This window comes from Citrobacter sp. CK195, from assembly GCF_030333365.1.
GTDB classification, from domain to species: Bacteria; Pseudomonadota; Gammaproteobacteria; order Enterobacterales; family Enterobacteriaceae; genus Citrobacter_B; species Citrobacter_B koseri.
Map to the genome: position 1 here is coordinate 50,980 of NZ_JAOWGB010000022.1, position 24,707 is coordinate 75,686.

Here is a 24,707-nt window from a genome sequence, read left to right on the forward strand (position 1 = left end):
GGTAACGTGTTGCCAGGTTGGCAGATTTTAGTTTCTTCAGCCGCGTCTTGCACGTTGGATATCACGCATTCGCTGCTTTTCTGCGCGCGCCATCAGATACCAGGCGATAAAACCGACAATGCCTACCACGCCGAGGATAAGGGTCGCCAGCGCGTTAATCTCCGGGTTAACCCCCATACGCACGCTGGAGAAGACCAGCATCGGCAATGTCGTCGCCCCCGGGCCAGAGACAAAACTGGCGATCACCAGATCGTCCAGCGACAGCGTGAAAGCCAGCAGCCATCCAGAGATCACCGCAGGCATGATCATCGGCAGCGTAATCACAAAGAACACTTTTAACGGCGTCGCGCCAAGATCCATCGCCGCCTCTTCAATCGAGCGATCCAGTTCGCGCAGACGCGATGAAATAACCACCGCCACATAGGCCGTACAGAAGGTAACGTGCGCCAGCCAGATTGTCAGCATTCCGCGATCTGCGGGCCAGCCGATGGCATGGGCCAGGGCCACAAACAGCAGCAACAGCGACAGTCCGGTAATCACATCCGGCATAACCAGCGGCGCGGTGATCATAAACGCAAAGCCATTCGCTCCACGAAAACGGCCAAAACGCACCATTACCACGGCGGCAATCGTCCCCAGAATAGCCGCCATTGTCGCGGCGCAAGCGGCAATCGTGAGGCTCAGGCCGACGGCGCTTATCATCGCGCTATCCCGGAACAGCTCTCCATACCAGCGCGTAGACCACCCCGCCCAGACAGTCACCAGCTTCGAGCTGTTAAACGAATAGATGACCAGCATCAGCATCGGCGCATACAGAAAGGTAAACCCGAGCACCAGAATAACAATTCGCCAGGGCGAACGAACCACCGGTAAAGTATTCATCCGTGTTCCACCTCGCTTTTTTGCTGATGCTTATGGAACCAGATAATCGGTACAATCAGCAGTAATAACATGATGATAGCCACCGCAGAGGCCACCGGCCAGTCGCGGTTGTTGAAGAACTCCTGCCACAGTACGCGGCCGATCATAATGCTGTCTGGCCCGCCGAGCAGTTCCGGGATCACAAATTCCCCCACCGCCGGAATAAACACCAGCATCGATCCGGCAATTATTCCCCCTTTCGTTAACGGCACAATGACGCTAAAGAAGGTTTTCAGCGGACGCGCGCCCAAATCCAGCGAGGCCTCCACCAGCGAATAGTCAATGCGCGTCAGCGCGATATAAATCGGCAGCACCATAAACGGCAGATAGGCGTAGACAATACCGATATACACCGCCAGATTGGTATGCAAAATCGTCAGGGGATGATCGATAACCCCCAGCCACATCAGAAAGTTGTTCAGCACGCCGTTATTTTTCAGAATCCCCATCCAGGCGTAAACGCGGATCAAAAACGAGGTCCAGGACGGCAGGATCACCAGCAACAGCAGAATATTACGCGTTGACGGCCTGCTGTGCGCCACCGCCCAGGCCAGCGGATACCCCAGCAGCAAACAGCAGAGAGTCGAAACGCCCGCCACCTGCAAAGACTGCAAATAGGCGTCAAAATAGAGCGGATCGTCCGTCAGTTGCAGGAAGTTTCCCAGGTTGAGGGTCAGGGATAGCTGCCCGTCGGCCCACGCCATCAGATCGGTATAGGGCGGGATCGCCCGCGCCATCTCCGCCAGGCTGATTTTAAACACAATCAGAAACGGCAGCAGGAAAAGCAGGATCAGCCAAAGGTACGGCACCGCGATGACCAGCTTACGCCCATGCTTCATTTGCATCCGCGCCAGCCACAGCGTCAGGCCGCCGGGCTTTTTATCGCGAGCCGGAGGTTCAAGTGTACTCATTTTCGCTCCTTAAACCGTCAACACCACGCAGCTGTCCGCATCCCAACATAAACGCACTTCATCGCCCCAGGTCGGCAACCCTTTGCGATAGCGATGCGCGTTCTGTAGCTGAGCGCTCAACATCTGGCCGCTTTTCAACCGCACATGATAAATCGACAAATCGCCGAGGTAGGCGATATGCACCACTTCACCCACGGCAAAGTTGTAACCGTCTTCTGGCGGCGCGTCGCACAGCATGATTTTTTCCGGGCGCAGCGCGACATACACCGGAACGTTATCGACAACGGACGCATCCGCATCCACCTTCAGAGGATGCACCAGCCCCGGCGAATCAATGACCAGCCCATCATCCTGACGTTCCTTCAGCAAGCCTTCAAAGACATTCACAGAACCGATAAATTCCGCGCTGTAGCGGGTGGTCGGATGTTCATAAATCTCTTCCGGTTCGCCAATCTGCACGAATTTCCCACGGTTCATGATCGCAATTCGCCCGGCCATCGTCATCGCCTCTTCCTGATCGTGCGTCACCATCACGCAGGTCGCGCCAACGCGCTCAAGAATATCAACGACTTCCAACTGCATCCGGTCACGCAGCTTTTTATCCAGCGCGCCCATCGGTTCGTCGAGCAGCAACAGCTTCGGGCGTTTCGCCAGGCTACGCGCCAGCGCCACACGCTGACGCTGGCCGCCGGAAAGCTGATGAGGCTTACGTTTAGCGAACTCCTGCATATGCACCAGCCCCAGCATTTCGTTCACGCGCGCGGTGATTTCCGCCTTCGACAGCTTGTCCTGCTTCAGCCCAAACGCAATGTTCTGTTCCACCGTCATATGGGGGAACAGCGCATAGGACTGAAACATCATATTGATAGGGCGCAGATAAGGCGGGACATGCGCCAGATCGACGCCATCGAGCATGATTTGCCCGGCGGAGGGTTGTTCAAATCCGGCCAGCATACGCAGCAGCGTGGATTTCCCGCAGCCCGATGCGCCAAGCAGCGCAAATATTTCGCCTTTATAGATGGTGAGGCTGACATCATCCACGGCGTGTTGACCATCAAATGATTTTGTCAGGTTGCGGATTTCAAGAAGCGGCGTCAGCGCTTTACGGGTTTTCGCCTGTGGGCGGGGGGTCGCGTCGTTCACGGGGTGCTCTCCGGCATAAACAAAAATCAGTGCAAACGCACCATAAAAGTGCGCATTGCCCGGTAAACCTCACCGGGCAACGTTCTGATACAGCGGCTTATTTACCGCTTTTCACCTTCGTCCAGGCACGCGTACGCACACGGTCGATCTTCGGTTCCTGCACTTTCAGCGTGAACATTTTCGCTCGCACATCCGCAGGCGGATAAATGCCCGGGTTGTCACGCACTTCAGCGCTGACCAGCGCCGTCGCTTCTTTGTTGGCGTTGGCGTAGAACACATGGTCGGAAATGTGGGCGATCACGTCCGGGCGCAGCAGGTAGTTGAGGAACTGATAAGCCTCTTCTTTGTTTTTCGCATCAGCAGGCATCGCGAACACATCAAAGAACGCCATCGCCCCCTCTTTCGGAATGGAGAAGGAGATATTCACGCCGTTTTTCGCTTCTTTCGCGCGGTTAGCCGCCTGCCATACGTCCCCTGCCCAGCCAATCGCCACGCAGGTATCGCCGTTCGCCAGATCGTTTATGTATTGAGACGAGTGGAAATAACGAATGTTCGGGCGCAGCTTCAGCAGCAGATCGGTCGCAGGCCCCGTGTAGTCATCCGCTTTGGTACTGTTGGGATCTTTCCCCAGGTAGTTCAGCACGGTCGCGAACACCTCTTCAGGCGCATCAAGGAAGGAGACGCCGCAGCTTTTAAGTTTTTCCAGATTTTCAGGTTTCAGCACCAGATCCCAGCTATCGACCGGTGCGTCAGCCCCCAGCACCGCTTTGACTTTATCGATGTTATAACCGATACCGGTAGTCGCCCACATATACGGCATCGCGTATTTGTTGTCAGGATCGTGCTTCGCTACCAGCTTCAACAGCTCTGGATCGAGGTTTTTCCAGCCAGGTAGTTTGCTTTTATCCAGCGGCTGGAATACGCCCGCAGTGAGCTGGCGTTCCAGAAAACTGGCCGACGGGACAACCAGGTCAAAACCGGTGCTCCCGGCCATGAGTTTCCCTTCCAGTACCTCGTTGGAGTCGAAGACGTCATAGACCACTTTGATACCGGTCTCTTTTTCAAAGTTCGCGACCGTATCCGGGGCGATATAATCAGACCAGTTATAGATATGCAGTGTTTTTTGTTCAGCGGCGAGCGTGCTGGCAGAGACGGCCATCAGAGCACCCGCAACCAGACCCGATAGCCATTTTTTATTTAAGGCGGTCATAATCTCTTTCCTTCTGAAAGTTCGTTAACAAACGAACCAAAAAAGTTGCATTCTAAGATATGCAAGAAACGTGCATATTTTGTCACTCGACACAGTTACAGAAGAGAGGGCTCTCTCCCTGCCGTCATTGCTCGCCATAAATACACAAAATCATTCAGGAGGTTGTCTGAAGGATGACGTGTAAAAGCTTCGCAAGAATAACTTTAGCCAGGGTTCGAGGCTATAGCTCAGATTAAAAAACGCCTTTTATCAATTTTTTATGCAGGTTTTGTCTATGTGATAAAGCGAAACAGGCGGAAAGGAGGTGAATTATTCTTTAAAGAAAGGTTAAAGGCAGAATAAAAAAATGCAAACAGCAGTCGCTCTGGCAGCGACTGCGTTATACGCGTCATTCTTCAGGTTGCATGTGCGCAGATTTCAGTGAAGAAAATGATTTTCAGCGCTACTTTTTTGCGCGTCTTCTTCTGCGCTGAACAGCAGCTGATGCGCTCCGGCTTCCAGAATCACCATAGAAATCTGCTCTTCGCTCTGACGAACAAACCACTCGAACTGTTCATACGTCACGCCCCGCATAACGGATAAAGACTGGCAAACCACCAGTTTTGGCAGATTATCATCCTGCATATCCAGGAACGCTTTCACCGTTAACGAGCTGGCGTTAATTGCCGACAGATCGGCAGCCAGCGGCAGCAGCGCAGAGGGTCTTACCTCCGCCATGGCGGAAAACAGCACCGTGTTATCCACCAGGTCGATTTTCGCATCGTAAATGCCGTCAAAATTTTGCATATGGGGCAAATGCAGCGCCTGACAGGTATCACATTCAAAAAAACTCATGCCCAGGTCGTCGAGCCATTGACGCAACGTATCCAGAGTAGGAACGACCAGTGATGTCATAATAATGTGCTACCTCTTACGATAAAAAATTACCGGCACAGCTTACGCAAAAAGACCGCGTCATACCACGATCGGGAACGATATTGCGATTAACCGCCCGTTTTAAGGCAAAATTCGGGGGTGGCGTGACGCTCGATCCACTGGATCATTCGCCCGGCGATATCCACACCCGTCGTTTTTTCTACCCCTTCCAGACCCGGAGAGGCGTTCACTTCCATGACCAGCGGCCCACGCTCCGCGCGCAGAATATCGACGCCAGCGACATCCAGCCCCATCGTCTGCGCCGCTTTTATCGCGATCTCTCGTTCACGCGGCGTGATACTGGCGATACTCGCCATACCGCCGCGATGAAGGTTGGAGCGAAAATCGCCCTCTTTTGCCCGCCGCTCAATGGCCGCCACCACTTCGTCGCCCACGACCAGACAACGGATGTCACGCCCTCTGGCCTCTTTGATGTACTCCTGCACCAGAATGTGCGCATTGAGGCCACGAAACGCATCAATCACGCTCTCTGCGGCTTGCCGGGTTTCCGCCAGCACCACGCCAATGCCCTGCGTACCTTCCACCAGTTTGACCACCAGCGGCGCGCCGCCGACCATGTCGATCAGATCGCTGGTGTCATCCGGCGAATGCGCAATGCCGGTAACGGGCAAGTCAATTCCCTGCCGGGCCAGTAACTGTAGCGAACGCAGTTTATCGCGCGCGCGGGTAATCGCCACAGATTCGTTCAGCGGATAGCTACCCAGCATTTCGAACTGACGCAGCGCCGCTGTACCGTAAAACGTGATGGCGGAGCCAATACGGGGGATGACGGCGTCAAAATGCGGCAACTGGCGGCCTTTATAGTGAATAGAAGAGGCCGCCGGGCTGATGTTCATATAGCAGGAAAGCGGATCGAGTATTTCGACCAGATGGCCGCGCTTCATCGCCGCTTCGCGCAGGCGTTTACAAGAATAGAGCGTTCCGTCCCGGGACAATATGGCAATTTTCACCCTGCACCTCTCTAAAAGACCTGGTAAAAGCCTGCGTATCATACACCGGGTGTTAGCGCGTCGCCCAACCCTGTTTATGCAAATAGTCCAGAATAAACGGGCGATTCTCTTTGATGCTGGTACGACGAATATGGTCGCTCCAGGTATCGCGGCGCGTATTGCTGTCACGGGTCAGGTAGTACTCCGCGATCTGCTCATCATATTGCGCCAGTAGCGCGGCATCCACAGGCTGATAGTGATTTTCATGCACCACCAGTTCTGCGGGCAAACGCGGCTTAACGCCAGGGTTATCCGCAGGCCAGCCGAGGCACAGCCCAAACAGCGGCAGGACATATTTCGGTAATTTCAGCTGTTCCGTAACCGCTTCAATATGATTGCGGATACCGCCGATGTAGACGCCGCCCAGCCCCAGGGATTCGGCAGCGGTCAGCGCATTTTGCCCCATCATCGCCGTATCGACCGTGCCCAGCAGCAGCTGTTCCGCCAGCCCGAGCTGCGCGTCCGGGCAAATCTGTAAGTGACGATTAAAATCAGCGCAGAAAACCCAAAATTCCGCGGCCTGCGCAACGTGCTTTTGCCCGCCCGTCAGGGGCACCAGCGCTTCGCGCATGGCTTTATCGGTAATGCGGATAATGGAACTGCACTGTAAAAAACTGGAGCTTGAGGTTCCCCGCGCGGCGGCAATAATCGACTCACGCTGCGCATTGGAAATCGGCTCATCGGTGAAATGACGAATAGAACGGTGACCACGGATTAAATCAATGGTTGGAGTCATGCGGTTTTTCTCTTGCTGAACGGGAAGAAGAATCGGGTGAGCGCGTCATCAGTTGCGGCGCAATAAGCTGCGCGATCCGCCACATCAGCGCCACCGCAGCGGGAAGCATAAGCAGGATACCGAGAAATATCATCACCGTTACCGCCAGCGGGCTGTTCATCGGCGCGGGTAATGTGAGGTACTGATTGAGCGACAGCAACGCCGCTGCCAGCAAAACCATACCGAGAATTTCCAGAATCAACACGCTTTTGGGTAAAGCGCCAATCGAGCGCATAAGGGCCTCCCGGATAACGGATGCTCAGTGTAACGCGTTCAGGTTTATCGTGTTTAACAGATATAGCCTATAGGTATCAAAGCAACAGGCGCAACCTGCTTTTCAGATGCGTCGTTTAACGGCATCATAGCCGCCATTCGTCACAAGGCTATGAGTTCGAGGAAAAAAACAATGTTTACCGTTATTTTTGGTCGCCCAGGGTGCCCGTATTGCGTGCGTGCGAAAGAGTTAGCAGAAAAACTGAGCACTGAGCGCGATGATTTTAACTATCGCTATATTGATATTCATGCTGAAGGCATTACCAAAGCGGATCTGGAAAAAACCGTGGGTAAACCGGTAGAGACCGTACCGCAGATTTTTGTCGATCAGAAACACATCGGCGGTTACACCGATTTTGAGGCTTGGGCAAAAGAGAATCTGAACCTGTTCGCCTGATCGCTGCTTTACGCCCTCTCCCGGAGGGCGTTATCGGTTCTTTTTACGCCGCTGACTAAACAGGCTGCTGATAAATAAAAAGCAAAGCGCGCCGAGCGCACACCAGAACACCGCACTGAACAACCACGCCAGTTCTTGCCATACGGAGCGCGTAGGCATAAAAACAAATCGCATCAGGACCAGACAACATGGTGCGGCCAGCATGGCGCCGATAAGAGGTTTAATGACTTCTCTGCGATGGGAAAAAAAACTGGCCACCGCGCCAGGTAACGTAAAAAACAACAGCCCAATCTCAGGATGCCCGGCAACCCGAAATGCCCCTTTCATATGCATCGTTAATGAAAGGCACACCACAATAAAGAGTACAAAGCAGCAGATTGCACCCGCCCAACCTTGTTTATGTTTCAATCGTTCCTCCTGACACTATCTCTATCGAACACTTTTTTCGCCCGAAGGCGTCCAGTCAGATAAAGTCGTTCGGCATTCCATGCCAAAAACACACCCACACGATTCTTATAGCCGTTGATACGTAATGAGATTAAACTAGCGAATTAAATTGTTGTGCTGCTTTTATTTGAGCGCCGATACGATGCCGACGCCTCATAATTTCTGGCAAAAACATTAGCGTAAATTGTCATTTCTTTCAACAGCTTACTGGTAAACAAGAAGTTAGTCTCCGTGAATATAAACGTCGCAGATTTGTTAAATGGGAATTACATCCTGTTATTATTTGTGGTCCTGGCTCTCGGGCTATGTCTGGGTAAGTTACGCCTGGGTTCAGTCCAACTCGGTAATTCCATTGGCGTTTTAGTGGTCTCCCTATTATTAGGGCAGCAGCACTTTAGTATTAACACCGATGCACTAAATCTGGGCTTTATGCTGTTTATTTTTTGTGTCGGCGTCGAAGCTGGCCCCAACTTTTTTTCTATTTTTTTTCGCGACGGCAAAAATTACCTGATGCTTGCTCTGGTCATGGTCGGTAGCGCGCTGCTGATCGCATTAGGGCTGGGTAAGCTCTTTGGCTGGGATATCGGCCTGACCGCCGGTATGCTGGCGGGCTCCATGACCTCGACCCCTGTGCTGGTCGGCGCAGGCGACACGTTACGCCATTCCGGTATGGAGAGTTCGCAGCTCTCGGTCGCGCTGGACAACCTGAGCCTGGGCTACGCGCTGACCTACCTCATCGGCCTGGTCAGCCTGATTGTCGGCGCACGTTACCTGCCGAAACTGCAACATCAGGATCTGCAAACCAGCGCCCAGCAGATTGCCCGCGAGCGCGGCCTGGATACCGATGCCAACCGCAAGGTCTATCTGCCGGTCATCCGCGCTTATCGCGTCGGCCCGGAACTGGTGGCCTGGGCCGACGGGAAAAATCTGCGCGAGCTGGGCATCTATCGTCAGACCGGTTGCTACATTGAGCGCATCCGCCGTAACGGTATTCTGGCGAACCCGGATGGCGACGCGGTGTTGCAGATGGGCGATGAGATCGCCCTGGTTGGTTACCCGGATGCACACGCCCGGCTGGACCCCAGCTTCCGTAACGGCAAAGAAGTCTTCGACCGCGACCTGCTCGACATGCGCATCGTGACCGAAGAGATCGTCGTGAAAAACCACAATGCCGTAGGCCGCCGTCTCGCCCAGTTGAAGCTGACCGACCACGGCTGCTTCCTTAACCGCGTGATCCGCAGCCAGATTGAAATGCCGATCGACGACAACGTGGTGCTGAATAAAGGCGACGTCTTGCAGGTGAGCGGCGATGCGCGTCGCGTGAAAACCGTCGCGGACCGTATCGGCTTTATCTCGATTCACAGTCAGGTAACCGATCTGCTGGCCTTCTGCGCCTTCTTTATCATCGGCCTGATGATCGGGATGATCACCTTCCAGTTCAGTAATTTCAGCTTCGGCATCGGCAACGCCGCCGGGCTGCTGTTCGCCGGGATCATGCTCGGTTTCCTGCGAGCTAACCACCCCACCTTCGGGTACATCCCGCAGGGCGCGCTGAACATGGTGAAAGAGTTTGGTCTGATGGTCTTTATGGCCGGCGTCGGCCTGAGCGCGGGCAGCGGCATCGGGAACGGGCTTGGCGCGGTCGGCGGGCAAATGTTGATTGCCGGTCTTGTGGTGAGCCTGGTGCCGGTCATTATCTGCTTCCTGTTCGGCGCTTATGTATTACGTATGAACCGCGCCCTGCTCTTCGGCGCCATGATGGGCGCGCGTACCTGTGCTCCGGCGATGGAGATCATCAGCGACACGGCGCGCAGCAACATTCCGGCATTAGGCTATGCGGGAACCTACGCGATAGCCAACGTTCTGTTAACGCTGGCGGGGACACTTATTGTCATCATCTGGCCGGGCTTAGGATAAAACTGAAGTTTGCCTTTAAGTGAAAAATTTTTGCAGGTAAGCAGAACTTTTCTTCAAGGCGTCAGTCATAACTAGTGCCACTGCTTTTCTTTGATGTCCCCAATTTGTGGAGCCCATCAACCCCGCCATTTTGGTTCAAGGTTGATGGGTTTTTTGTTGCCTGAAATTCACGCCTGCCCGGCAATACGCTTCACCATGACCAGAATATCTTTCCGCGTTAAAGGCGCTCTGTCGGTGACGAAATGGAGGGTCATGCCTTCGATAAACGCGTCCAGCGCGCGGGCGGTCACGGGTTCAAACCACTGCTCCAGCGTTTGCTGACTGCGCTGCATCCAGTTCTGCATCACCGTTTTCAGCGCCGGTTTTCGGCTGGCGAAGGCATACAGCTGGTACATCAGCTCCATATTATCTGGCGTGGTCACCAGCGAGCTGTAGATCATGTCGGTAATGGCGTGACAGGCGTCCTGAACGTTCGTGACATCGGCAAAGAATGACTGAAACTGGTGCGACATTGTTGCTGTAAACCGGCTTAACGCCTCGATCAGCAACTCATCGATTCCCGAAAAATAATAGGTCATCGACCCGAGCGGCACCTGCGCTATCGCCGCGATTTTGCGGTGCGTAACGCCGTGAATGCCATGCGTTATTATCGCTTCCTGCGTGGCCTGAACGATTTTGTCTCGCCGCTGGGGATCGTTAGCTCGTCGCACTGCTTTTCCTCTCATCACGTTTGTGTACAAATGTACACAAACTTGCTAGTGTTGTCCCCTGTATTCTCTTTTTTCAGTTTGAATCAATGACCGCCATCTCATCACGTAAAGCCTTAAGACGCCGAACCTGGGCGCTTTTTATGTTCTTCTTCTTGCCAGGGCTGTTGATGGCCTCATGGGCAACCCGCACCCCCGCCATTCGCGATATCCTTTCGGTATCAACGGCAGAAATGGGGGCGGTGCTGTTTGGGCTTTCCATCGGTTCGATGAGCGGTATTCTGTGTTCCGCCTGGCTGGTAAAGCGATTTGGCACGCGCAACGTCATTCAGACCACCATGTCCTGCGCCGTTGCGGGGATGGTTATCCTCAGCATTGCGCTGTGGTTCGCTTCTCCGCTGGTTTTTGCGCTTGGCTTAGGCGTATTCGGCGCCAGCTTTGGCGCCGCCGAAGTCGCTATCAACGTTGAAGGGGCGGCGGTTGAACGTGAAATGAATAAAACCGTCCTGCCGATGATGCACGGTTTTTACAGCTTCGGTACGCTGGCTGGTGCTGGCGTCGGCATGGCGCTAACCGCCTTTAACGTCCCTGCCAACGCTCATATCCTGCTGGCGGCTCTCGTCGCGATTGTCCCCATTTTTATTGCTATTCGCGCTATTCCCGACGGCACGGGGAAAAACGCCGCCAACGGCGCCCACACAACGGAAAAAGGCGTACCTTTTTATCGCGATGTCCAGCTACTGTTGATCGGCGTGGTGGTACTGGCAATGGCCTTCGCTGAAGGGTCCGCCAACGACTGGCTGCCGCTTCTGATGGTGGATGGTCACGGCTTCAGCCCAACGTCCGGCTCGCTGATTTATGCGGGCTTTACGCTCGGTATGACCGTCGGGCGCTTTACCGGCGGCTGGTTTATCGACCGTTATAGCCGCGTGGCGGTAGTCCGCGCCAGCGCGCTAATGGGAGCGCTTGGTATTGGTCTGATTATCTTCGTCGACAGCGCCTGGGTCGCGGGCGTTTCCGTTATTCTCTGGGGGCTTGGGGCGTCGCTTGGCTTCCCGCTAACGATTTCAGCGGCCAGCGATACCGGCCCGGACGCGCCAACCCGCGTCAGCGTGGTGGCGACAACCGGTTATCTGGCCTTCCTGGTGGGGCCGCCGCTGCTGGGTTATCTTGGCGAACATTATGGTTTGCGCAGCGCAATGCTGGTTGTGCTGGCGCTGGTCATCCTTGCCGCTCTTGTCGCAAAGGCTGTCGCCAAACCGACATCGAACACTCAATCTGTTATGGAGAATAGTTAATGGGTATCAAGCTAATTGCGGTAGACATGGACGGCACCTTTTTGAGCGATCAAAAAACCTATAATCGCGACCGGTTTATGGCGCAGTATCGGCTAATGAAGCAGAAAGGCATCCGTTTTGTGGTCGCCAGCGGTAATCAGTATTACCAGTTAATCTCTTTCTTTCCAGAGATCGCCCACGAAATCGCCTTTGTCGCTGAAAACGGCGGCTGGGTGGTCAGCGAGGGCGAAGACGTGTTCAACGGCGAACTGGCGAAAGAGGATTTTGCTGCCGTTGTCGATCATCTGCTGACCCGCGCGGATATTGAAATCATCGCCTGCGGTAAAAGCAGCGCCTATACCCTGAAACAGTACAACGATGAACTGAAACAGGTTGCGGCGATGTACTACCATCGCCTTGAGTTCGTGGACAGCTTCGACAACATCAATGACGTGTTCTTTAAATTCGGCCTCAACATTACTGATGACCGTATTCCCCAGGTTCAGACGGCGCTGCATGATGCGATTGGCGATATCATGGTGCCGGTTCATACCGGTTACGGCAGCATCGATTTGATCATTCCCGGCGTACACAAAGCGAACGGCTTGCGTCTGCTGCAACAACGCTGGGGGATTAACAATGATGAGGTCGTGACGTTTGGCGACGGCGGCAATGATATTGAGATGCTGCGTCAGGCCGGCTTCAGTTTTGCGATGGAAAACGCCGGAGCGGCGGTGGCCTCTGCGGCGAAATATCGGGCGGGCTCGAATAACGCGGAAGGCGTGCTGGACGTTATCGACCGCGTGCTGAAAAACGAAGCCCCATTCAGTGGGTAATGCCCCTTGAGGCCTGATGGCGCTGCGCCGGAGGGCCTCACTCTTCCCGTGAATCCCCTACCCGTTTGTCTTTCAGGAAGATAACCATCAGCAGCAGCCAGAGAATGCCGTTCGCCAGGTTGAAGAGGCTGAATAAGCCGTTGCCGCCGCTCAGATAAGCATGCTTGCTCACTTCAATACCCACGGTAAAGATCAGCATCTGCAACATCCCCATCGCCGCAGAAACCGTGCCTTTGCTCATATCGCTGGCGAACAGGGTCAGACGCACCAGCCCCGCGTTCGCCACGCCGATGCCAAAGGCGTAGACGCTCAGGCCCGCCGTCATCCATAAATATGCATGGGAAGAGACCACCGTCGCGGCTGCGGCGATCAGCAATCCCGCCACAATCGGCCAGCCGCCCATGATAATCAATGCGCGCACCGTTCTCCGGGAGGTCAACCGCGCCAGCACCAGATTCCCGGCAATCAGCGCGCCAAAGACAGGAACCTGCAACAAGCCATATTCATAGCTGCTGAGCTGCTCACCGCTAATGATAATGATCGGCGACTGGGCAATCCACGCCAGCAGCGGCAGGCTGACGAACCCCAGCGCCAGCGCGCCGGCAACAAACCGTACGTTTTTCAGCACCAGCTTGTAATCCCGCCCCAGCTCTTTAAGCGACAGCTTCTCGCCGAGGCGGGTCGCGGTCTCCGGCATCGCGCGCTGTAAGCCGACAAAAGCAATCGCCGCCAGTACGGCAAACAGAACAAACATCCCTTCCCACGGCAGAACATGCACCCAGGCGGCGCCCACCAGCGGCCCCAGCAGCGGCGCAATCAGGGCAACGTTAGCCATTAACGCCGTAATTTTGATACACACCGCTTCTTCAAAAGATTCCTGAATGGCGGCGTACCCCACGGCGCCAATAAAGCACAGGCTTACCCCCTGCAAAAAACGCAGCAGGGTGAACTGCTCAATGTTTTGCGCCAGCAGTGTGGCAAGGCAGGTGACGATAAACCAGATCACGCCCGCTAACATCACCGGGCGGCGTCCAATACGATCCGACAGCGGCCCTAACAGCCACTGCAAAAACATCCCGCCCGCCAGGTAGGCGGTCATCGAGGTCGGAACCCAGTCGATCCCGGCCTGATACTGTTCCACCACCGCCAGCATCCCCGGCTGGATCATATCGTTGCCGATATACGTAGAAAATTCGTAAAGCACCAGACAGAGAGGGAAAAGCAGTGCCTGACGTCCGAGCCGGACGCCTGTTTGTGAAAGGTTTTGCATGCAATCTCTTCGCAAATAAAAAATCGCGCAAAGTGTAATGAAAGTACGTTACCTGAGATAGCGAATTATGTGATTTACAAACAAAATGCGCACATTTTTACATAATCATCCTTCGTGACCTTTTGCTTTAAGGTTAATTTAAGTTGCTGGCGCTATCATGGCGAATAAGCTCGCGCCATTGTCTTAAATTTCCTCATTTTACAGGTAAATAAGACAATACCGCTTTCCCCCCGTTGCGGCACTTTGTATTCTCGCCCTTACCCGGAGCACGTAGGGTCGTTTCGTTTAATCACTGCACTGAGTCTGGATGTTATGCTGGAAAACCTTAACAACTCGCTGTTTTACTTAATCAATGCCACCCCCGACTCCGCACAGTGGATGATCGCTCTGGCCATTTTCATTGCCAGAGATTTGATTAACATCGTGCCGCTGCTGGCCGTTGTGCTTTGGTTATGGGGGCCGCGCGATCGGGTCTGCGCTCAACGCCAGTTGGTGATTAAAATGGGTATCGCGCTGCTCATCAGCCTGACGATCTCCTGGATAATGGGGCATCTTTTCCCGCACGATCGCCCTTTTGTCGATCGTATCGGCTATAACTTCCTGCATCACGCGCCCGATGACTCCTTCCCGAGCGACCACGGCACCGTTGTCTTTACCTTTGCGCTGGCGTTTTTATTCTGGCACCGCGTCTGGTCTGGCGTACTGCTCATGACGCTGGCCGTGACGGTCGCCTGGTCACGCGTTTACCTCGGCGTTCACTGGCCGCTGGATATGCTCGGCGGTTTGCTGGTCGGGATGATCGGCTGCCTGAGCACGCAAATGCTGTGGCAAAAATATGGGGTTGCTCTCTACCACGGCCTACAAACGTGCTACCGCGTCTGCTTCGCGCTGCCCATTCGTAAAGGCTGGGTACGTGACTAACCTGGTGAAAAAAGAGTAGTATTAAGCGCTCTGTACTGTGCAGAGTGCTTATTCAACTGTCCAGGGGAATTATGGAAACACGACGCGACGAGCGTATTGGTCAATTGCTGCAAGCGCTAAAACGCAGCGATAAATTACACCTGAAAGAAGCCGCGACTCTGCTGGGCGTATCGGAGATGACCATTCGTCGCGACCTGAATAATAAAAGCGCGCCCGTCGTGTTACTGGGCGGGTATATTGTTCTGGAACCCCGCAGCGCCAGCCATTATTTATTGAGCGATCAAAAATCCCGCCTGGTTGAAGAGAAGCGCCGCGCCGCGCAGCTGGCCGCCGGTCTGGTACAGGCGCATCAGACGATTTTTTTTGACTGCGGCACCACCACGCCGTGGATCATTGAAGCCATTGATAACGAATTGCCTTTCACCGCCGTCTGTTATTCCCTGAATACGTTTCTGGCGCTCCAGGAAAAACCCCTGTGCCGGGCGATTCTGTGTGGCGGGGAATTTCACGCCAGCAACGCCATTTTCAAACCGCTCGATTTTCAGGAAACCCTGAATAATATCTGCCCTGATATCGCCTTTTATTCCGCCGCAGGCGTTCATATCAGCAAAGGGGCAACCTGTTTTAACCTCGAAGAACTGCCGGTGAAACACTGGGCCATGTCAATGGCGCAATACCATGTTCTGGTGGTGGATCACAGTAAATTCGGCAAGGTGCGACCCGCGCGGATGGGCGAATTAACGCGTTTTGATGCGGTAGTGAGCGACTGCCGCCCCGACGATGAGTTTGTCGATTATGCCAAAGCGCAGCGCATTACGTTGATGTATTGATGTAGGGTTTGCCGGATGGCGGCGCTGCCGCGCCTTATCCGGCCTACAAATATGCACGTATCGTAGGCCGGATAAGCGTTAACGCCATCCGGCACCGTCACCGCGATTAAGAGAACCAGCCGCCAAACCACTGGTGGAATTTCATCAGGACGAAGTCCCATATCCGCCCAAAGAAGCCGCCCTCTTCCACGTTTTCCATCACCATCAGCGGACGCTGTTCAATGGACTTCCCGTTGAGCTGGAAGTCGATGGTGCCGACAACCTGGCCTTTCTTCAACGGCGCGGTCAGCTGCGGTTCCGTCAGCGTAAAGCTGGCCTTCAGGTTTTTCAGCTGTCCGCGCGGAATCGTCACGGAACCCGCCTCTCCCGCGCCCAGATTCACCTCGCTCTTATCCCCAAACCAGACGCGCTGAGTCACGAACGTCGCGTCAGGTTTAATGGGTGTCACCGTTTCAAAGAAGCGGAAGCCCCAGGTCAACAATTTCTCTGACTCATTAAAACGGATGCGATCGGTTTTCGTCCCCAGCACGACGGAGATCAAACGCATATCTCCCTGAGTCGCAGAGGCCACCAGATTGTATCCGGCGCCTGCCGTTGTCCCGGTTTTCATGCCGTCAACGTTCAGATTAGAACTCCACAGCAGGCGGTTACGGTTCGGCTGGCGAATCTTGTTGAAAGTGAACTCTTTTTCTTTGTGAATGGCGTACTCTTCCGGCACATCATGGATCAGCGCTTTGCCCAACAGCGCCATATCACGCGCGGTACTAAACTGCCCCGGCGCATCCAGGCCGTGAACCGTCTGGAACGTTGTGTTGGTCAGCCCCAGTTTTTTCGCGTAACCATTCATCAAACCAATGAACGACTCCTGGCTTCCGGCAACATAATCCGCAAGCGCAATACAAGCGTCGTTACCCGACTGGATAATCACACCCTTGTTGAGATCGGATACCGAGACCTGATCTCCGGGTTTAAGGAACATGACCGACGAACCGCGCAGAGCCGGGTTGCCCGTGGCCCAGGCGTCTTTTCCTACCGTCACCATATCCGTGAGCTGAATTTTTCCGGCCTTCAGCGCCTGCCCGACGACGTAACTGGTCATAATTTTGGTCAGGCTGGCGGGGTCCAGTTTCTCGTCGGCGTTGCCTTCCGCCAGCACCTTGCCGCTGGAATAGTCCATTAAAATCCACGCGCGCGCATCAACGCTCGGCGGCGCCGTTGTCTGCTCAGCCGCCTGTAACGTCGGCGCAAAAAGGAATAAGAGTGCTGAACCCGCAGCAAGACTACGAAGGGAAGAAGAGTATTGCGTCATAAATGCCACCCGAGTATCCATTCCAAAAAAACACGCCATACCACCGTGTTATAAGTGCGGTGAGTAATAACGCACTAACGAACTTAAAGAAACCGTAAGTTGGTAAAGTTTTTAAAGTTTATGCAATAACGCCACGCTGCGCTGCCTCCGTGAGGATTTTTTTGCAAGCTGTTGCGTAAATGTTAGCTTTATCCCACCATGGGACGAGTCGGATACCGATTGCAGAACAATTTGAGGGGTAACTATGATTACGCTGTGGGGACGGAATAACTCAACCAACGTCAAAAAAGTGCGATGGACGCTCGACGAACTGGAGCTGCCTTATACGCAAATTCTGGCAGGCGGGCAGTTCGGGCTGAATCATGACGCTGACTATCTGGCGATGAACCCGAATGGCCTGGTGCCGCTGCTGCGCGATGATGAAACGGACGTTTTGCTCTGGGAGTCCAATACCATCGTCCGCTATCTGGCAGCGCAGTATGGGCAAAAACGTCTGTGGGTAGACTCTCCGGCGCGACGGGCAGAAGGGGAAAAGTGGATGGACTGGGCAAACCAGACGTTAAGCCCGGCGCATCGCGTGATCCTGATGGGTTTAGTCCGCACCCCGCCGGAGCAGCGCGACCAGGCGGCGATCGACGCCGGCGCCAACGTCTGCGACGGCCTGTTTGGCATTCTTGATGAGGCGCTGGCCAGCCAGACCTGGTTCTCCGGCGCGGAGTTCGGCACAGCGGATATCGCGATCGCCCCCTTCGTCTACAACCTGTTTAACGTTGGCCTGAGCTGGACGCCGCGCCCTCACCTTGAGCGCTGGTATCAGCAACTTACCGAACGTCCGGCATTTCGTAAAACGGTGATGATCCCGGTCAGCTAAGCGCGTGGGCTAACTTTCAGCAGTTCTCCATCGGACTCGTCGGTTAAGACATATAAATAACCGTCGGGTCCTGCGCGCACATCGCGAATACGTTTCCCTCTGTCGCCCAGAATCCGTCCGTCCTCCTTCACCTTATCGCCGTTAACGCTCAGGACAATCACATCCTGCTCTTTCAGCGCGCCTATAAACAGTTTCTGCTTCCATTGAGGGAACGTGTCGCTGTTATAAAACGCCATGCCGCTGACCGCTGGCGATTTTTTCCAGTAGAAGATCGGCTGCTCCGTTCCCTCGACAATTTCACCTTTCGCTTCCGGGATTTTAAAGCCGCTGTAGTTGATGCCCCAGGTTGCCAGCGGCCAGCCATAATTTTTACCTTTTTCGGGGATATTGATTTCATCGCCGCCGCGCGGGCCATGCTCATTCAACCACAGCGCATCGCTCCACGGGTTTATCGCCATACCCTGCGGGTTACGTATGCCGTACGACCAGATCTCAGGGCGCGCGCCGGTCTGATTCACAAAGGGATTATCCGGCGGCACGCTCCCCTGGTCGGTCAGGCGCACCACTTTGCCCTGCAACTTGTCCAGATCCTGTGCGGTAGGGCGCTGATTATTTTCGCCAAGCCCGATAAACAGATGGCCTTTGCCGTCAAAAACCAGTCGTCCGCCGAAATGATTACCGGTTGAGAGTTTCGGCATCTGACGAAAAACGGTCTGGAATTCCTCCAGATGCTTCAGGTCATCGCTGAGTCGCCCGAAGCCTACCGCCGTTCCGGCTTTCCCCTCGCGATCGGCCTCAGAAAAACTGAGCCAGACGCGGCGAGACTGCTCAAAATCAGGCGCGAGCGCCACGTCCAGCAATCCCCCCTGCCCGTTCGCCCAGACCTTCGGTACGCCCGTTATCGGATCGGAAAGCCCTTTATCCGCCTGCCAGTGACGAAGCTGGCCGCCTCTGAGAGTTATCAACATACCGCGGTTATCCGGCAGAAAAGCCAGCGCCCAAGGATGATCAAGTTTGGTCTGCAAAACCTCCACCTTCACCGCCGGGGTTTCTGCATTCACGAAGGGAGAAAACAGTGCCAATAAGGCAACAGAGAAAAGTGTCCGACGCATACCGCCTCCTGTATGACCCTGCGTTAAAGCGTAGTCAGCAAGGGACAGCGCGGATTGATTTTTACAAAAACTTAACGAAAAGGGGGAGTCGCCTCCCCCTGACTTAGACCTGTTCAAGCGGTGATTGCGCTTTCAGGCTCTGGATACTCAGCGTCAATGTTGTCAGACAGTTTTCAAGTTTCTCTGCGTTGACGGCGATAAACGTCGGACAGTCATGGTGTCCGCTCATGAGACATACTGCGGCGGCTGCCAGTGCGCCTTCAGCACGATGTAAAGCATTCCATTCTTCCTGATCCAGATGCAGACCTTGCAGCAGTGATTTATCGTGAAGCCCACGATTCAGTTCAAAAAAGTTGTCACGCAGATGATCACTTTCGCTGACTGACATATAGCCTTTCGCCTTTCTTAACTGCAAATAAGCGGCGAGATCGATTCGGGCGTTTATCAGCTTGTTAAGTAGCTCGGTTCTTAGTCTGTCAACGACCATACCTTGTTCCTCCTCTTTCCAACCATACTGCAACTTAATAGTATGGTCATTTTTTGAACAAAGTGCTGCCTGAGATCAATAATTCACTCGGTATTAACATACTTTACATATTTGCTATAAACCCCGTGGCGCGCTTACCCGCACAGGCGATGAGATAGCGATACATTTTTTGCCCGGATCTCTGTAGAATCCCTGCCCTGACCATTCCAATAACTGAACAATTTTTAAGCTATGAGCAATGTAACCCGCCAGCCGAAAATCGGCTTCGTTTCCCTGGGCTGCCCGAAAAACCTGGTTGATTCGGAGCGAATCCTGACTGAACTGCGTACCGAAGGCTATGACGTCGTACCGAGCTACGACGACGCCGACATGGTGATCGTCAATACCTGTGGCTTTATCGACAGCGCCGTACAGGAGTCTCTGGAAGCGATTGGTGAAGCGCTGACTGAAAATGGCAAGGTGATCGTCACCGGCTGCCTGGGCGCGAAAGTCGATCAGATCCGTGAAGTGCACCCTAAAGTGCTGGAAATCACCGGGCCGCATAGCTATGAGCAGGTTCTGGAACACGTTCACCATTACGTACCAAAACCGAAGCACAACCCGTTCCTGAGCCTGGTGCCGGAACAGGGCGTTAAGCTGACCCCGCGTCACTACGCCTACCTGAAGATTTCTGAAGGCTGCAACCATCGCTGCACCTTCTGCATTATTCCGTCCATGCGCGGCGATCTGGTCAGCCGTCCGATTGGCGAAGTGTTAAGCGAAGCCAAACGTCTGGTCGATGCGGGCGTGAAAGAGATCCTCGTCATTTCCCAGGATACCTCCGCTTACGGCGTGGATGTGAAGCACCGCACCGGTTTCCACAACGGCGAGCCGGTAAAAACGAGCATGGTCGACCTTTGCGAGCAGTTGTCAAAACTGGGCATCTGGACGCGCCTGCACTACGTCTACCCTTATCCACACGTTGATGACGTGATCCCACTGATGGCGGAAGGCAAAATCCTGCCGTATCTGGATATCCCCCTGCAACATGCCAGCCCGCGCATTCTCAAACTGATGAAGCGTCCGGGCGCTGTCGATCGCCAACTGGCGCGCATCAAACAGTGGCGTGAGATTTGCCCGGAACTGACCCTGCGTTCGACCTTTATCGTCGGTTTCCCTGGCGAAACGGAAGACGATTTCCAGATGCTGCTCGACTTCCTCAAAGAGGCGCGCCTGGATCGCGTCGGCTGCTTCAAGTACAGCCCGGTCGAAGGCGCTGGTGCGAACGCGCTGCCTGATCAGGTGCCGGAAGAGGTGAAAGAAGAGCGCTGGAACCGCTTTATGCAGCTGCAACAGCAGATCTCCGCAGAACGTCTGCAAGAGAAAGTGGGTCGCGAAATCCTGGTCATTATCGACGAGGTTGACAAAGAAGGCGCGATTGGCCGCAGCATGGCTGACGCACCGGAAATCGACGGCGCGGTCTACCTCAACGGTGAAACCAACGTTAAACCCGGCGACGTTATCCGCGTGAAAGTTGATAACGCCGACGAATATGACCTGTGGGGCAGCCGCGTTTAATTCGCCCAAATTATCGTAAAACCCGTAGGCGGATAAGGCATTTATGCCGCAATTCGGAGCAATGCCTGATGGCGACGCTGAAGCGTCTTATCAGGCCTACATGCTTATCAGGCCTACGGTTCCACATTCACCCCTTAATCTTCGGGTCCAGCGCGTCGCGCAGCCCGTCGCCCAGCAGGTTAAACGCCAGCACCGTCAGGAAAATCGCCACCGCCGGAAAAATCGCCACATGCGGCGCGATGACCATATCCGCCCGCGCTTCATTGAGCATCGCCCCCCACTCCGGCGTTGGCGGCTGCGCGCCTAACCCCAGAAACGACAGGCTTGCCGCAGAAATAATCGACGTCCCGATGCGCATAGTGAAAAAGACCACGATCGACGAGACCGTGCCAGGCAAAATATGGTTGAACAAAATCGTCGCGTCGCTGGCGCCAATACTGCGCGCCGACTCAATAAACGTCTGCTGTTTCAGCACTAATGTGTTTCCGCGCACCAGACGGGCAAACGCGGGGATAGAAAAGATGGCGACGGCGATAATCACATTCGCAATACCGCTACCGAGCACCGCCACGACCGCAATCGCTAACAGAATGCCCGGAAACGCAAACAGCACATCGCAAATACGCATGATCAGCCGGTCCCACCAGCCTTCGTAATAGCCCGCGACCAGCCCAAGCACAGTGCCAAGCGCCGCGCCGATAAAGACGGCGAAAACGCCTGCCGCCAGCGAAATTTGCGCCCCGACCAGTACGCGGCTGAAAATATCCCGCCCCAGCGAGTCCACGCCAAACCAGTGCGCCGCCGAAGGACCGTCATTCAGGCGATCGTAATCAAAGTAATTTTCCGCATCGAAAGGCGTTAGCCAGCGGGCGAATATCGCCACCAGGATCAGCAACAGCACAAATATCCCTGCGATCATCGCCACATGCTGACGGCGAAAACGCCGCCAGAATTCATGCCACGGCGTACGCACCCGGTCGGGTTTGACCAGCGGCATGGCATCTAAAACCGCCTGACGGCGCCAGTTAAATAATCGCATCCTTACTTGTACCTGATAGCCGGGTTAATGGCGGCATAAAGCACATCCACCACTAAATTAATAAGAATAAACTCCAGAGAAAACAGCAGCACTTCAGCCTGAATCACCGGGTAGTCGCGCATTTCCACTGAATCAACCAGCAATCGCCCCAGTCCGGGCCAGTTAAAGACCTTCTCGACGACAATCGAACCGCCGAGCAGAAAGCCAAACTGCAACCCCATCATGGTCACAACCGGGATCATGGCGTTACGCAGACCGTGTTTCAGCACCACCCAGGTTTCGCTGACCCCTTTCGCGCGCGCGGTGCGCATATAATCTTCACTGAGGACATCCACAAACGACGCTCGGGTAAAGCGCGCCATCACGGCCGCAACGGCGGCGCCAAGCGTGATGGAGGGAAGAATATAGTGCTGCCAGCTATCTGCGCCCACGGTCGGCAACCACCCCAGCTCAACGGAGAATATCTGCATCAGCAGCATCCCCAGCGCGAACGCCGGGAACGAAATCCCGGTTACCGCCAGCGTCATGCTGAGCCTGTCCGGCCAGCGATTACGCCAGACGGCGGCGATAATTCCAGCGGTCATCCCGAACAGTACCGCCCATACCATACTGGTGATGGTCAACCACAGCGTCGGCATAAAGCGGCTGGCAATCTCTGCCGATACCGGACGACGAGACACCATCGACGTGCCGAAATCACCCTGCAACACGTTAGTCATGTAATGCCAGAACTGGACATGCAACGGCCGATCGAGACCAAGCTGCTGGCGCACCAGTTCAATCACCTGCGCGTCAGCCTCCGGCCCGGCAATCAGCCGCGCCGGATCGCCAGGCAACAGATGAACAAATAAAAACACCAGCACCGCCACAATGAGCAGGGTCGGAATCAACCCCAGCAGGCGCTTAAGCACATAATTAAGCATCAGGCTCCCTTTACAAACCTTTTGCCGGATGGCGACGTAAATCCCTTATCCGACCTGCAACGAACTGCGTCGGCAAGCCGGATAAAACCATCGGGCGCGCGTTGCTTACTGCAAATCCGCGTCATCAAAACTGAAGCCAGTGTCCGGCATGATCCAGAAACCCGTCAAATTTTTACTGTGGGCTGAGACCAGTTTTTCCACCACCAGCGGAATCCAGGGGGACTCTTTCCAGAGGGTGTCCTGCGCCTCTTTATACAGGCGCGCTTTCTCCTGCGGATCGTTGGTTTTCAGCGCTGCCGCTAAGTCGTCATCAACCTGCTTGTTGCTGTAGAACGCAGTATTGAACAGCGTTGGCGGCCAGTTTTGCGAGGCAAACAGCGGTGACAACGCCCAGTCCGCCTCCCCCGTGGAAGCCGACCAGCCGGTGTAGAACATTCTCACACCGCTCTCTTTCTGCCCCTTGCCTTCCACTTCTGCCGCACGCTGCCCGGCGTCCATCGCCGTTACCTGCGCCTTAATACCGACCTGCGCCAGCTGCTGTTGCGTAAATTGCAGCACTTTCTGCGCGGTGCTGTGGTTATGAGACGACCACAGCGTGGTGCTAAACCCATTCGGATAGCCCGCCTCTTTCAGCAGTTCGCGCGCTTTCGCCGGATCGTAAGGCCACGGCGCGTAGCTCTGCGCATACGCAATGGCTGGCGGCACCACGCCCGTGGCAGGCGTCGCATAACCGGCAAAGGCCACTTTGACCAGCGCCTGACGGTTGATGGCGTAGTTCAGCGCTTCCCGCACCTTCGGATTATCGAACGGTTTTTGCGTCACGTTCATGCTGATGTAACGCTGCATGATCGACGGGCTGGCAACCAACTGTAGATTTTTGTTTTTCTCCAGAATTGTCGCCTGCTCGTAAGGGATCGGGAACGCAAATTGCGCTTCCCCGGTTTGCAGCATTGCCGCGCGGGTGTTGTTGTCCGTTACCGGACGCCAGGTGATCGTATCCAGTTTAGGTAAGCCTTTCTGCCAGTAATCGGCAAATTTCTTCACTTTCACGAAATCAGTCTGGTTCCAGGTATCCAGCTGATACGGCCCGGTGCCGACCGGATGGAAGCCAATGTCCTTACCGTATTTTTCCAGCGCGGCCGGAGAGATCATCGCCGTCGCCGGGTGCGCCAGAATATTGATAAACGCCGAGAACGGTTGTTTCAGCGTAATTTTTACCGTCGTCGGATCGACCGCTTCGGTTTTATCGATGTTTTTATACAGGTTGTAGCGTTTGAGATGGTTTTCTGGATCGCTCGCGCGATCGAGGTTGGCCTTCACCGCCGCTGCGTTAAAGTCGGTGCCGTCCTGGAATTTTACCCCCTGGCGCAGCTTCAGGGTGTAGATCAGGCCATCGTCGGAAACGGTGTAGCTTTCAGCCAGCACATTTTTTAACTTCATGTCTTTATCAAGACCAAACAGCCCCTGATAAAACGACTTCGCCACCGCCTGCGATAAGGTGTCGTTCGCATCGTACGGATCGAGCGTGGTGAAATTAGAGCCAACCGCTACCACCACATCTTTAGCAGCAAACGCCGGAGATGCCGCCAGTGCAGAAGCGACGCCCAGCGCAACCAGCCAATTACGGGTTACAAATGTTGTCATATTAT

At 54.7% G+C, this 24,707-nt stretch carries 25 protein-coding genes; 8 read left to right on the plus strand and 17 right to left on the minus strand.

What is annotated here, in order from left to right; genetic code table 11:
* Positions 1 to 36: 36 nt before the first annotated feature.
* The 8 genes from potI to OGX93_RS05235 all read right to left on the minus strand — a co-directional run bounded on the left by potI (position 37) and on the right by OGX93_RS05235 (position 7,120).
* A complete protein-coding gene (gene potI / locus OGX93_RS05200) occupies positions 37 to 882 on the minus strand; it encodes a putrescine ABC transporter permease PotI (RefSeq protein WP_012133100.1) in 846 nt (281 codons plus the stop codon).
* Complete coding sequence (gene potH, locus OGX93_RS05205) at positions 879 to 1,832, minus strand: putrescine ABC transporter permease PotH (RefSeq protein ID WP_115609451.1); 954 nt, start codon at positions 1,830 to 1,832, stop codon at positions 879 to 881. The genes potI and potH overlap by 4 nt, the downstream gene beginning before the upstream one ends.
* A gap of 9 nt (positions 1,833 to 1,841) precedes the next feature.
* Positions 1,842 to 2,975, minus strand: a complete 1,134-nt coding sequence (gene potG / locus OGX93_RS05210) for a putrescine ABC transporter ATP-binding subunit PotG (RefSeq protein WP_012133102.1) — start codon at positions 2,973 to 2,975, stop codon at positions 1,842 to 1,844.
* A 97-nt stretch (positions 2,976 to 3,072) separates the two neighbouring features.
* Entirely contained in the window at positions 3,073 to 4,185 is a 1,113-nt protein-coding gene (gene potF / locus OGX93_RS05215) for a spermidine/putrescine ABC transporter substrate-binding protein PotF (protein ID WP_012133103.1), read from the minus strand.
* Between the two features lie 417 nt (positions 4,186 to 4,602).
* On the minus strand, positions 4,603 to 5,079 hold the full coding sequence (locus tag OGX93_RS05220) for a YbjN domain-containing protein (protein ID WP_047457888.1): 477 nt from the start codon (positions 5,077 to 5,079) through the stop codon (positions 4,603 to 4,605).
* Positions 5,080 to 5,168: 89 nt separating this feature from the next.
* A complete protein-coding gene (gene rimK, locus OGX93_RS05225) occupies positions 5,169 to 6,071 on the minus strand; it encodes a 30S ribosomal protein S6--L-glutamate ligase (RefSeq protein ID WP_024130496.1) in 903 nt (300 codons plus the stop codon).
* Between the two features lie 52 nt (positions 6,072 to 6,123).
* Positions 6,124 to 6,846: a nitroreductase NfsA gene (nfsA, locus tag OGX93_RS05230; RefSeq protein ID WP_286449760.1), complete on the minus strand. Its 723-nt coding sequence runs from the start codon at positions 6,844 to 6,846 to the stop codon at positions 6,124 to 6,126.
* Positions 6,830 to 7,120 carry a YbjC family protein gene (locus OGX93_RS05235; protein WP_049009778.1) on the minus strand — a complete coding sequence of 97 codons (291 nt, stop codon included), beginning with the start codon at positions 7,118 to 7,120 and terminating at the stop codon, positions 6,830 to 6,832. Before OGX93_RS05235 ends, nfsA begins: the two co-directional genes overlap by 17 nt.
* A 171-nt stretch (positions 7,121 to 7,291) precedes the next feature.
* Here OGX93_RS05235 and OGX93_RS05240 point away from each other — a divergent pair, with 171 nt between their 5' ends.
* Positions 7,292 to 7,555, plus strand: a complete 264-nt coding sequence (locus OGX93_RS05240; RefSeq protein ID WP_024130497.1) for a GrxA family glutaredoxin — start codon at positions 7,292 to 7,294, stop codon at positions 7,553 to 7,555.
* Between the two features lie 30 nt (positions 7,556 to 7,585).
* Here OGX93_RS05240 and OGX93_RS05245 read toward each other — a convergent pair whose 3' ends face one another.
* Entirely contained in the window at positions 7,586 to 7,963 is a 378-nt protein-coding gene (locus tag OGX93_RS05245; protein ID WP_024130498.1) for an inner membrane protein YbjM, read from the minus strand.
* Between the two features lie 270 nt (positions 7,964 to 8,233).
* On the opposite strand from OGX93_RS05245, the gene OGX93_RS05250 reads away from it, so the two are divergent.
* Positions 8,234 to 9,919: an aspartate:alanine antiporter gene (locus OGX93_RS05250; protein WP_012133110.1), complete on the plus strand. Its 1,686-nt coding sequence runs from the start codon at positions 8,234 to 8,236 to the stop codon at positions 9,917 to 9,919.
* 167 nt (positions 9,920 to 10,086) lie between these two features.
* Here OGX93_RS05250 and OGX93_RS05255 read toward each other — a convergent pair whose 3' ends face one another.
* Positions 10,087 to 10,629, minus strand: coding sequence for a TetR/AcrR family transcriptional regulator (locus tag OGX93_RS05255; RefSeq protein ID WP_286449759.1), 543 nt, complete (start codon positions 10,627 to 10,629; stop codon positions 10,087 to 10,089).
* An 86-nt stretch (positions 10,630 to 10,715) separates the two neighbouring features.
* Here OGX93_RS05255 and OGX93_RS05260 point away from each other — a divergent pair, with 86 nt between their 5' ends.
* Together OGX93_RS05260 and OGX93_RS05265 are read left to right on the plus strand one after the other, a co-directional pair.
* Positions 10,716 to 11,924 carry an MFS transporter gene (locus OGX93_RS05260; protein ID WP_286449758.1) on the plus strand — a complete coding sequence of 403 codons (1,209 nt, stop codon included), beginning with the start codon at positions 10,716 to 10,718 and terminating at the stop codon, positions 11,922 to 11,924.
* On the plus strand, positions 11,924 to 12,739 hold the full coding sequence (locus OGX93_RS05265; RefSeq protein WP_047457901.1) for a Cof-type HAD-IIB family hydrolase: 816 nt from the start codon (positions 11,924 to 11,926) through the stop codon (positions 12,737 to 12,739). Before OGX93_RS05260 ends, OGX93_RS05265 begins: the two co-directional genes overlap by 1 nt.
* Positions 12,740 to 12,776: 37 nt before the next feature.
* Here OGX93_RS05265 and OGX93_RS05270 read toward each other — a convergent pair whose 3' ends face one another.
* Positions 12,777 to 14,009, minus strand: a complete 1,233-nt coding sequence (locus OGX93_RS05270; RefSeq protein WP_286449757.1) for an MFS transporter — start codon at positions 14,007 to 14,009, stop codon at positions 12,777 to 12,779.
* Between the two features lie 312 nt (positions 14,010 to 14,321).
* Between OGX93_RS05270 and ybjG the strand changes: the two genes are divergently transcribed.
* Both ybjG and deoR read left to right on the plus strand, forming a co-directional pair.
* The gene (ybjG, locus tag OGX93_RS05275) at positions 14,322 to 14,930 is read left to right on the plus strand and encodes an undecaprenyl-diphosphate phosphatase (protein WP_275375796.1); all 609 of its coding nucleotides are present in this window, start codon (positions 14,322 to 14,324) and stop codon (positions 14,928 to 14,930) included.
* A 71-nt stretch (positions 14,931 to 15,001) separates the two neighbouring features.
* Positions 15,002 to 15,760: a DNA-binding transcriptional repressor DeoR gene (deoR, locus tag OGX93_RS05280; RefSeq protein ID WP_058668858.1), complete on the plus strand. Its 759-nt coding sequence runs from the start codon at positions 15,002 to 15,004 to the stop codon at positions 15,758 to 15,760.
* A gap of 106 nt (positions 15,761 to 15,866) precedes the next feature.
* Here the strand turns inward: deoR and dacC are convergent, their stop codons facing one another.
* Positions 15,867 to 17,069 (minus strand): serine-type D-Ala-D-Ala carboxypeptidase, encoded by a 1,203-nt coding sequence (dacC, locus tag OGX93_RS05285; RefSeq protein WP_024130500.1) that lies wholly within the window; start codon positions 17,067 to 17,069, stop codon positions 15,867 to 15,869.
* 244 nt (positions 17,070 to 17,313) lie between these two features.
* On the opposite strand from dacC, the gene OGX93_RS05290 reads away from it, so the two are divergent.
* Positions 17,314 to 17,940, plus strand: coding sequence for a glutathione S-transferase family protein (locus OGX93_RS05290; protein ID WP_049008548.1), 627 nt, complete (start codon positions 17,314 to 17,316; stop codon positions 17,938 to 17,940).
* On the opposite strand, the gene OGX93_RS05295 is transcribed toward OGX93_RS05290, so the two are convergent.
* Together OGX93_RS05295 and bssR are read right to left on the minus strand one after the other, a co-directional pair.
* Entirely contained in the window at positions 17,937 to 19,052 is a 1,116-nt protein-coding gene (locus tag OGX93_RS05295; protein WP_286449756.1) for a PQQ-dependent sugar dehydrogenase, read from the minus strand. The two genes, OGX93_RS05290 and OGX93_RS05295, sit on opposite strands and share 4 nt — an antisense overlap.
* A gap of 103 nt (positions 19,053 to 19,155) precedes the next feature.
* Positions 19,156 to 19,539, minus strand: coding sequence for a biofilm formation regulator BssR (gene bssR, locus OGX93_RS05300; protein WP_024130501.1), 384 nt, complete (start codon positions 19,537 to 19,539; stop codon positions 19,156 to 19,158).
* A gap of 231 nt (positions 19,540 to 19,770) precedes the next feature.
* Here bssR and rimO point away from each other — a divergent pair, with 231 nt between their 5' ends.
* A complete protein-coding gene (gene rimO, locus OGX93_RS05305; RefSeq protein WP_024130502.1) occupies positions 19,771 to 21,096 on the plus strand; it encodes a 30S ribosomal protein S12 methylthiotransferase RimO in 1,326 nt (441 codons plus the stop codon).
* Between the two features lie 127 nt (positions 21,097 to 21,223).
* Here rimO and gsiD read toward each other — a convergent pair whose 3' ends face one another.
* The 3 genes from gsiD to gsiB all read right to left on the minus strand — a co-directional run bounded on the left by gsiD (position 21,224) and on the right by gsiB (position 24,702).
* Positions 21,224 to 22,135 (minus strand): glutathione ABC transporter permease GsiD, encoded by a 912-nt coding sequence (gene gsiD / locus OGX93_RS05310; RefSeq protein WP_012133126.1) that lies wholly within the window; start codon positions 22,133 to 22,135, stop codon positions 21,224 to 21,226.
* Positions 22,136 to 22,137: 2 nt separating this feature from the next.
* Entirely contained in the window at positions 22,138 to 23,058 is a 921-nt protein-coding gene (gene gsiC, locus OGX93_RS05315; RefSeq protein WP_230011620.1) for a glutathione ABC transporter permease GsiC, read from the minus strand.
* A gap of 105 nt (positions 23,059 to 23,163) precedes the next feature.
* Complete coding sequence (gsiB, locus tag OGX93_RS05320) at positions 23,164 to 24,702, minus strand: glutathione ABC transporter substrate-binding protein GsiB (protein WP_047457921.1); 1,539 nt, start codon at positions 24,700 to 24,702, stop codon at positions 23,164 to 23,166.
* Positions 24,703 to 24,707: the final 5 nt, after the last annotated feature.